Source organism: Streptomyces sp. NPDC007095 (genome assembly GCF_040634475.1).
Classification (GTDB): Bacteria; Actinomycetota; Actinomycetes; order Streptomycetales; family Streptomycetaceae; genus Streptomyces.
The window spans coordinates 1-9,223 of record NZ_JBEYFS010000334.1 but is presented as its reverse complement, the minus strand read 5'-3'; the positions used below and the strand labels follow the sequence as shown (position 1 = coordinate 9,223).

The 9,223-nt window shown below is 72.4% G+C and carries 9 protein-coding genes; 6 read left to right on the top strand and 3 right to left on the bottom strand.

Going from position 1 to position 9,223, the window contains the following annotated elements:
* Positions 1–817 (bottom strand): protoporphyrinogen oxidase (gene hemG, locus ABZ656_RS53615; protein WP_360279398.1); only part of this gene is annotated, 817 nt, incomplete at its 3' end.
* A gap of 179 nt (positions 818–996) precedes the next feature.
* On the opposite strand from hemG, the gene ABZ656_RS53610 reads away from it, so the two are divergent.
* Together ABZ656_RS53610 and ABZ656_RS53605 are read left to right on the top strand one after the other, a co-directional pair.
* The gene (locus ABZ656_RS53610) at positions 997–1,983 is read left to right on the top strand and encodes a DUF4349 domain-containing protein (protein ID WP_360279395.1); all 987 of its coding nucleotides are present in this window, start codon (positions 997–999) and stop codon (positions 1,981–1,983) included.
* A 27-nt stretch (positions 1,984–2,010) separates the two neighbouring features.
* Positions 2,011–3,399, top strand: coding sequence for an FAD-dependent oxidoreductase (locus ABZ656_RS53605; protein WP_101401516.1), 1,389 nt, complete (start codon positions 2,011–2,013; stop codon positions 3,397–3,399).
* A 90-nt stretch (positions 3,400–3,489) separates the two neighbouring features.
* Here the strand turns inward: ABZ656_RS53605 and ABZ656_RS53600 are convergent, their stop codons facing one another.
* Positions 3,490–3,825, bottom strand: coding sequence for a hypothetical protein (locus ABZ656_RS53600; protein WP_101401515.1), 336 nt, complete (start codon positions 3,823–3,825; stop codon positions 3,490–3,492).
* A 124-nt stretch (positions 3,826–3,949) separates the two neighbouring features.
* On the opposite strand from ABZ656_RS53600, the gene ABZ656_RS53595 reads away from it, so the two are divergent.
* Positions 3,950–4,768 carry a rhomboid family intramembrane serine protease gene (locus ABZ656_RS53595; protein ID WP_101401514.1) on the top strand — a complete coding sequence of 273 codons (819 nt, stop codon included), beginning with the start codon at positions 3,950–3,952 and terminating at the stop codon, positions 4,766–4,768.
* Positions 4,769–4,808: 40 nt separating this feature from the next.
* Here the strand turns inward: ABZ656_RS53595 and hemE are convergent, their stop codons facing one another.
* Positions 4,809–5,879 carry a uroporphyrinogen decarboxylase gene (hemE, locus tag ABZ656_RS53590; protein ID WP_360279390.1) on the bottom strand — a complete coding sequence of 357 codons (1,071 nt, stop codon included), beginning with the start codon at positions 5,877–5,879 and terminating at the stop codon, positions 4,809–4,811.
* A gap of 229 nt (positions 5,880–6,108) precedes the next feature.
* On the opposite strand from hemE, the gene ABZ656_RS53585 reads away from it, so the two are divergent.
* From ABZ656_RS53585 to ABZ656_RS53575, 3 genes are all read left to right on the top strand, one after another.
* Positions 6,109–6,735 (top strand): DUF3000 domain-containing protein, encoded by a 627-nt coding sequence (locus ABZ656_RS53585; RefSeq protein ID WP_180362370.1) that lies wholly within the window; start codon positions 6,109–6,111, stop codon positions 6,733–6,735.
* A 335-nt stretch (positions 6,736–7,070) separates the two neighbouring features.
* Positions 7,071–7,733, top strand: a complete 663-nt coding sequence (locus tag ABZ656_RS53580) for a response regulator transcription factor (RefSeq protein WP_054234007.1) — start codon at positions 7,071–7,073, stop codon at positions 7,731–7,733.
* Positions 7,734–7,856: 123 nt separating this feature from the next.
* The gene (locus tag ABZ656_RS53575; protein WP_101401511.1) at positions 7,857–9,134 is read left to right on the top strand and encodes a ribonuclease D; all 1,278 of its coding nucleotides are present in this window, start codon (positions 7,857–7,859) and stop codon (positions 9,132–9,134) included.
* The last annotated feature ends 89 nt before the right edge of the window (positions 9,135–9,223 follow it).

Below are 9,223 nucleotides of genomic sequence, written 5' to 3'. Positions count from 1 at the left end.
GCAGGACGCGGCCCCCGGCCACCACCCGCCAGCCGCCGTCCTCGGCGCGGCGCAGCTCCGTCACCGCGGCGCCGGTGAGGATCTCGCCACCCCGCGCGCGCACCGACCGCGCGACCGCGAGCGGCAGTTGGCCCACTCCGCCCTCGATGCCCATGAACACCGGCCCGGTCTGCTGGGCCGCGGCCGCCTTCGCCTGGATCTCACGGACCGCCTCGGTCAGGGAGACATGGGTGCGGAGAGCGGCGAACAGCTGGGGGACGGCCAGCCGCATCGAGATGCGGTACGCGTCGCCCGCGTAGACGCCGCCCAGGAGGGGCTCGACCAGGCGGTCGACGACCTCGCGGCCGAGGCGTGCCGCCACGTACTCCCCCACGGCCACGTCGTCGCCGACTTCCGTGCGGGGCAGCTCGGCGTCGCGCTCGATGCGGGCCAGGCCCTCGTCGGAGAGGACTCCGGAGAGGGCGGCGGCCGTGCCGGGCACGCCCATGACGTGGCCCTTGGGCATGGGGCGCAGCGTGCCGCGCGTCCACAGGGAGGCACTCGCGGTGGCGGGCGGCTGGAGGCGGTCGGCGAGGCCCACCTCGCGGGCGAGCGCGACCGCTTCCGGGCGGCGCGCGAGCATCGACTCGGCGCCGAGGTCGACCCGCGCGCCCGCGATCTCGCCGGGCAGCAGCTTGCCGCCGACGCGGTCCGACGCCTCCAGGACGGTCACCCGCGCGCCGCGGTCCAGCAGGCGGTGGGCGGCGGCCAGACCGGCGATCCCGCCCCCGATGACGATGACCTGTCCCGTACCCGTACGACTGTCCTGTGCGCGCATGACTCCACCTTCTCAGACCCCGCTGAGGAGCCCGCCGGGACCTGGTGCCGTCGTCCGGTACGGCGGTGTCCTGCGCGAGTCCCGACCGTGACCGCATCGGGATCTGATCCGGCCAACGTCGCGTCGGGCTCCGGCGTCGGAGGAAGGTCAGCAGTCACCGGCCACGGGGGTAGACCCACATGCGCACACGACGTTCCGCACGAACCGGCCCGGTCCTCGCCGGGATACTCCTCGCCGCCGCCCTCGCGGTGACGGGCTGCGGCGCCGCCGGCGGTGGCTCCTCCTCCAGCGCCGACAAGGCGGCCGCGCCGGGCGCGGAGAAAGCCCGCTCGGGCGCCGCGGACAGCGCCGCCTCGGGCGCGGGCGGCGCCAAGTCCGGCACCCCGTCCAAGAGCGCCAGCACATCCGTCCCGGCCGGCAGCCACATCATCCGCACCGCCTCGCTGACCCTGCAGGTCAAGGACGTGCCCAAGGCACTGGAAGCGGCCCGCACCGCGGCCGTCGACGCGGGCGGCTACGTCGGCAACGAGACGACCACCCGGGACGGCGGGGGCCGCGAGCGCACCCGAGCCGTACTGCGTGTGCCCACCGACCGGTACGACGCGGTGCTCTCCTCCCTGGAGGGCACCGGGAAGGTCATCGAGCGGACGGCGAAGGCGCAGGACGTCACCGACCAGGTCGTCGACGTGGAGAGCCGCGTCAAGTCGCAGCGCGTCAGCGTGGCCCGGGTCCGCGAGCTGATGGACCAGGCCACCAAACTGAGCGATGTGGTCGCCCTGGAAGGAGAGTTGAGCACCCGCGAGTCGGACCTCGACGCCCTCCTCGCCCAGCAGGCGTCCCTGAAGGACCGCACCAGCCTGGCCACCATCACCCTCTCCCTCTCCGAGACCCCGCTGAAGGTGGCCGCGAAGAAGTCCGGCGGGCCGGGCTTCGTGGACGCGCTCACGGGCGGCTGGGACGCGTTCGTCACGATGCTGCGCTGGATCACGGTGGTGTTCGGCGCGGTGCTCCCGTTCCTGCTGAGCGCCGGGCTCCTCCTGGCGCTGTGGCTGCGCCTCGCCCGCACGGGGCAGCCGCGCCGGCCCGGGGCCGATGCGGCTCCCACGAGCGCGGGTTCGCTGCCGGTGGCACCGCAGGTGCGCGAAGAGGGTGGCGACGAGGACTGAAATGCCCGGTCCCCGTAGCGTGTTCGCATGAGCATGAGCCGTACGGAGCGACTGGTCGTGATCGGGGGTGACGCGGCGGGCATGTCCGCCGCGTCACAGGCACGCCGGATGCGCGGGCCCGACGAGCTGGAGATCGTGGCGTTCGAGCGCGGCCACTTCACCTCCTACTCGGCCTGCGGCATCCCGTACTGGGTGGGCGGCGACGTCCCCGAGCGGGACCGGCTGATCGCGCGGAGCCCGGCGGAGCACCGGGAGCGCGCGATCGACCTGCGGATGCGCACGGAGGTCACGGAGATCGATGTCGGCGGGGGCCGCGTCCGCTCGCTCGACCTCGAGACCGGGTCCGAGGAGTGGACCTCGTACGACAAACTCGTGATCGCGACCGGCGCCCGTCCGATCCGCCCCGACCTGCCGGGCGCCGATGCTCCGGGCGTGCACGGCGTGCAGACCCTGGACGACGGCCAGGCCCTCCTGGACACACTGGCGGCGACCGAGGGCCGTCGCGCGGTGGTCGTCGGCGCGGGCTACATCGGCGTGGAGATGGCCGAGGCGCTCATCAACCGCGGGTATGAGGTGACGGTCGTCAACCGCGGCAAGGAGCCGATGTCCACCCTCGACCCCGACATGGGCCGCCTGGTGCACACGGCCATGGAGGGCCTGGGCATCACCATGGTCAACGACGCCGAGATCACCAAGCTCCTCAGGGGGCAGGACGGGCGGGTGCGCGCGGTGGCCACCGAGGACGCCGAGTACCCGGCGGACGTGGTCGTGCTCGGCATCGGCGTACGCCCCGAGACCACGCTCGCACGGGCCGCGGGACTCCCCCTCGGCGACCACGGCGGGCTCCTCACCGACCTGGCGATGCGGGTGCGCGGGCACGAGAACATCTGGGCCGGCGGCGACTGTGTCGAGGTGCTCGACCTGATCTCGGGACGCGAACGGCACATCGCGCTCGGCACGCACGCCAACAAGCACGGTCAGGTCATCGGCTCCAACGCGGGCGGCGGGTACGCGACCTTCCCCGGTGTCGTCGGTACGGCCGTGAGCAAGGTCTGCGATCTGGAGATCGCCCGTACCGGGCTGCGCGAGAAGGACGCGCACCGGGCGGGTCTGCGGTTCGAGACGGTCACCATCGAGTCGACCAGCCGCGCGGGCTACTACCCGGACGCGGACCTCATGACGGTGAAGATGCTCGCCGAGCGCCGCACGGGGCGGCTGCTCGGCGTGCAGATCGTCGGCGGGGAAGGCGCGGCGAAGCGGGTCGACATCGCCGCGGTGGCGCTGACCGCGGGCATGACGGTGGAACAGATGACCGCCCTGGACCTGGGCTACGCGCCCCCGTTCTCACCGGTGTGGGACCCCATCCTGGTGGCGGCACGCAAGGCGGTGACAGCGGTACGCAGGAACGCCGTGTAGCCGTGTAAGAGAGCGCCCCAATGGGGCGCGGGGAACCGCCCGACCAGCCACAACGGATCCGCAGCCGGCACTCGACCGACCGCTGAGCTCCTACGCAGACTCGTGCCCCGAGTTCCCGTTGATGCGGTCTATCGCCTGCCGCGCCTGCTCGGCCGGCGGCCGCGCCGGAAGCGAGGACACCGACGCCGAGGCGGTGACGGCCGCGGGCTGCGTGGTGGGCGGCTTGGCGTGGGCGGCCGACCGCGCGGAGCGCAACCGGTGGCTGACGGCCTCGTCGAGGGTCACCGGCCGCTGCATCCTCGCCGCGAGCCGTCCGGCCTCCTGGCCGAGCGCTGCGACGTCCTCCCAGGGAAGGTGCAGCACCAGGGCGATTTCCGCCTCGCCGTCGGGCAGGGCATGCATCGGAGGAGTAACTCGGTCGTTCATCGCCTGTGTCCTCACGTCTCTCGCGTCGCGTCTTCGTCGCGGCGCGGGCGGTTGAGGAGACATACGGATGCGGGGCCGGGGGCGTTCACGGATTCACCCGGCGTATCCCGGGCACTAGTTCCTCGTGGTCATCCCCGTCCATGACGTGAACCCGGTGCGCCGCACGCCCTATGTGACGTACGCGCTGATCGCCGCCAATGTTCTGGTCTTCCTCTACACGCCCGGCCTCGCGGGATCGGTGGCGGGTGACAGCGGGCTCTCCCAGCTGTGCCATCTGCACGCGTTCCTGGAGCACTACGCCGCGGTGCCGCAGGAGTTGGTCCACCATCAACTGCCCCGCCTGGTCCCGACCGGCGACGTCGGCGTCGGGGCAGGGGGCCCCGGGTGTCTGGTGGGGCCGCCGACGTACGACAAGTCGCCGCCGCTCTCGGTCCTCACCGCGATGTTCCTGCACGGCAGCTGGCTGCATCTGCTCGGCAACATGCTCTTCCTGCTGATCTTCGGCAACAACATCGAGGACCGCCTCGGACATGTGCGGTTCGCGGTGTTCTACGTGGCGTGCGGTTACGCGGCGGCGTACGGCTTCGCGTACCTCAACGCCGACTCGACCGACCCGCTGATCGGCGCCTCCGGAGCGATCGCCGGAGTCCTCGGCGCCTATCTGGTGCTCTATCCGAAGGCCAGGGTCTGGGTGCTCGTCCCGTTCCTGGTCTTCCTGCCGCTGCGGCTGCCCGCGTGGCTGGTGCTGGGCTTCTGGTTCGCGTTGCAGGCGGTGTACTCGTCCGGCGGCGGCGTCTCCACCGCCGGAACCGTGGCGTACGAGGCCCACGTGGTCGGCTTCCTCGTGGGGATGCTGCTGGCCTGGCCGCTGCGCCCGGGCACCCCGCCACCGCCGGAACCGCGCAGCCTGCTGTTCGGCAGACAGGCGCGGCACAGCTGGTGAGGCACGTGGTGCTGAGCCGTGCGGCGTCCCCCGTACGGGGTCAGCGCGCGGTCTGCTGGTGGACGTGCTCCACGAGGCGGGTCAGCGCGTCCGGGTCGGTGCTCGGCGGGACGCCGTGGCCGAGGTTGAAGACGTGGCCCTCGAGACCGGCGGCGGCGTCCAGCACCTCGCGGGTCTTGGCCTGAACGGCCTCGGTGGTGGAGAAGAGGACGGCGGGGTCGAGGTTGCCCTGGAGCGCCTTGCCGGGGCCGACACGGCGGGCGGCCTCGTCGAGCGGGACGCGCCAGTCGACGCCGACGACGTCCGCGCCCGCCTCGCCCATGAGGCCGAGCAGCTCGCCGGTGCCGACGCCGAAGTGGATGCGCGGCACGCCGTACCCGGCCACGGACTCGAAGACCTTGGTGGACGCGGGCATCACCGAGCGCCGGTAGTCGGCGGGTGCCAGGGCGCCGACCCAGGAGTCGAAGAGCTGGACGGCGCTGGCGCCCGCCTCGATCTGCACCTTCAGGAAGGCGGAGGTGATCTCGGCGAGACGGTCGAGCAGGTCGGCCCACAGCTGCGGGTCGCCGTACATGAGCGCCTTGGTGTGCTCGTGGTTCTTGGACGGACCGCCCTCCACGAGGTAACTCGCGAGAGTGAAAGGCGCGCCCGCGAAACCGATGAGCGGGGTCTCGCCGAGCTCGGCCGTCAGGAGCTTGATCGCCTCGGTGACGTACCAGACGTCCTCGGGGGTCAGATCGCGCAGCTGGGCCAGGTCGGCGCGGGTGCGGATCGGGTTCTCGACGACCGGGCCGACGCCCGGCTTGATGTCGAGGTCGATGCCGATGGCCTTCAGCGGGACGACGATGTCGCTGAAGTAGATCGCCGCGTCCACGTTGTGCCGGCGCACCGGCTGGAGGGTGATCTCGGCGACCAGCTCCGGCCGCATGCACGAGTCCAGCATGGGAATGCCCTCGCGCACCTTGAGGTACTCGGGCAGCGAGCGACCGGCCTGCCGCATGAACCACACGGGCGTGTGCGGCACGGGCTCGCGCCTGCACGCCTTGAGGAAGGCGGACTCGTATGTGGCTGTCGGCGGCTGGCCCGCGGCGGGGCGGTCATTGGCACTCACGACGGAAAGTCTCGCACGCCCCGCCGACCCGCAAGTGCCGGGCTCCGGCGTCCGGAGCGGGGCGCTCCCGCCTGCGCGTTCGCGCAGCGGGATCCGGACAGTGGTCCGGCGCACGGATCCGGACAGTGGTCCGGCGCACGGGTGTCTCTCCCTGCGCGCGGGCTCCGTTCCCCTTAATCTTCCCCGCATGGCTGCGGCTCAGGGACGACTGTCGGACGGCGCTGGCGGAATGGACGATGCCAAGGAGGGGGACCGGGATGCGAGGGAGACGGCTCCGCCGCCCTTCCGGGCTGCCGTCGACGCATTGAGGGCCGCGCGGCTGCGGCCCGAGATCGAGATCGACCCGACGCGCCCGCCACAGCGCCTGGCCCCCTTCGCGTACGCGCTGGAGGCCGCGGTCGTCGCCGATGACGAGGACCTGGCGGACGGCCGGCTCATCCTGCTGCACGACCCGGCGGGGCACGACGCCTGGCAGGGCTCCTTCCGGCTGGTGACGCTGGTCCGCGCGGAGCTGGAGCCGGAGATGGCGGCCGACCCGCTGCTCCCCGACGTCTCCTGGTCGTGGCTGACCGGCGCGTTGCAGGCCCGCGGCCTGTCGTACGGCGAACCGAGCGGCACCGTCACCCGGGCCAGCTCGCACTACTTCGGGGGGCTGTCCGAGCGCCCCTCCGCGTCCCAGATCGAGATCCGGGCCTCCTGGACGCCTCGCGAGGGCCTGGGCGGCGTACCGGACACGGCAGCGCACCTCGCCGCCTGGTGCGATCTGCTCTGCCAGATCGCGGGCCTGCCCCCGGCGGGGCCGGGCGACGGCTCGGTGGTGACCCTCCCGCAACGCCGGGGGCCGCAGTCCCGCTGAACGCCCTTCCTTCGCTTCTCCGTCTTCCGGGGCGTCCGTGTCCTGTCGAACGGGCGCCCTTTTCGACCTCGTGGAACGCCGCGCCCTTTGCCGAGTTCCTTGCCGAGGTTTTGTCGATACGGCCACTTTCAGCCGTGTCGCGACACGTAACGACTCGGTTCGATCTTCGGATGATCGATCGCGTGTCCGAATTGCACGGATTGTTACTCACTAAATCGTGATCATTCTCTAAAGGCCGACGGGTTTGATGCCGAAGACGTCTGTGACCTTGAAAGCACGGTTCGCCCCGGCTTCATCCCCACAGCCGGTCCCGTCCCGCACCCCCAGGAGGCCTGGTGTCCGTTCTCCTCGAGCAGCCCGCAAGCCTGGTCGCCTACCGCCCGAACAAGCCGACCGCCATGGTGGTCGTGGCCGACCCACGGGTCCGATCCACCGTCACCCGCCACCTCTGGGCGCTCGGAGTGCGCGACGTCATCGAGGCGTCGTCCGTCGCGGAGGCCCGTCCCCGAATCGGCAACCCGCGCGACATCTGTGTCGCCGACGTCCATCTGCCCGACGGCAGCGGGCTCACCCTGCTGTCCGAGACCCGAGCCGCGGGCTGGCCCAACGGCCTCGCCCTCTCCGCCGCCGACGACATCGGCGCCGTGCGCAACGCCCTCGCGGGCGGCGTCAAGGGCTATGTCGTCACCGGCACCCGCACGAACGTCGGGCTCCCCACCCGACCCGGTGTCGCGCCCATCGGCTCGGCCGCCGCCCGTATGCACCGCCGCCCCCCGGGTGCTCCGAGCCACCCGGGCGGCTACCGCGAGCTCTCCGGCCGTGAGGTCGAGGTGCTCCGGCTCGTCGCCGAGGGCCAGTCGAACAAGGCCATCGGCGTCTCCATGGGCCTGTCCGCGCTGACCGTCAAGAGCCACCTCGCCCGCATCGCCCGCAAGCTCGGCACGGGGGACCGCGCCGGAATGGTGGCGGTCGCCCTGCGGACGGGGATCATCCACTGAAAGGGGGGCACACCCCCCACCGGACCGGATCTTTCACCGACCTGACTGGTTTACGACCCTCCTGCGCCCGTCGACGGAACGTTCCGTCGGCGGGCGTAGTCCATACACGGATACCCTTGACAGGTGACCGACGCCCAAGAGACCGCAGAAGACAGCTCACTGCGAACCACCGGAGGCGGCCCTCCGGACGACGTCGAATCGGCGCCGATCCCTTTGCTTGAGCCCCGAGAGGGTATTCCGCCCGTCGTCGCCGACGAGACCTCGCTCGCCGAGGTGATCGCGGCCTTCGCCGCCGGCTCCGGCCCCGTGGCCGTGGACGCCGAACGCGCGTCCGGGTACCGATACGGCCAGCGCGCCTATCTGGTGCAGCTGCGCCGCCAGGGCGCCGGCACCGCGCTGATCGACCCCGTCGCCTGTCCCGACCTCTCCGGACTCGGCGAGGCCGTCTCCGGCGTCGAGTGGGTGCTGCACGCCGCCACCCAGGACCTGCCGTGCCTGCGCGAGATAGGCATGGTGCCGACGCGGCTCTTCGACACCGAGCTGGCCGGACGCCTGGCCGGGTTCCCCCGAGTGGGCCTGGGCGCGATGGTCGAGAGCGTGCTCGGCTTCGTACTGGAGAAGGGGCACTCCGCGGTCGACTGGTCCACGCGCCCGCTCCCGGAGCCGTGGCTGCGCTACGCCGCGCTCGACGTGGAACTGCTCGTCGACCTGCGCGACGCCCTGGAGAAGGAGCTCGACCGGCAGGGCAAGCTGGACTGGGCCCGACAGGAGTTCGACGCGATCGCGCAGGCCGAGCCCGCGCCGCCGCGCAAGGACCCCTGGCGCCGTACGTCCGGGATGCACAAGGTGCGCCGCCGTCGCCAGATGGCGGTCGTACAGGAGCTGTGGGAGACCCGGGACCGGATCGCCCAGCGCCGGGACATCTCGCCGGGCAAGGTGCTGGGGGACGGGGCCATCGTGGAGGCCGCGCTCTCCCTTCCGGCCAATGTGCACGCGCTTTCCGCGCTGAACGGGTTCGGGCACCGGATGGGGCGGCGCCAGCTGGAGCAGTGGCAGGCCGCCGTGGACCGGGCGAAGGCGGTGCCGGACGCCGAGCTGCCGCAGCCGGGGCAGCCCGTCACCGGGCCTCCCCCGCCGCGCGCCTGGGCCGACAAGGACCCGGCCGCCGCCGCCCGGCTCTCCGCGGCGCGGGCCGCCGTGTCGGCGCTGGCCGAGCAGCTCAACATGCCGCAGGAGAACCTGATCACTCCGGACACGGTGCGGCGGGTGTGCTGGGAGCCGCCGGCCGGTGCCGACGCCGAGTCGGTTTCGGCCGCGCTTGCCGGGTACGGGGCGCGGGCGTGGCAGGTGGAGCTGGTCACACCGGTACTGGTGGAGGCGCTGACGGTCAAGGGGGCCTAGGTCCTGTCGTCAAATTCCCGTCGTCGCCCGGAGGGCGGCTCCGCGGCGTCAGGTGCGTGCTCTCGGCGTGCCGGGCCCTGACCCTCGTA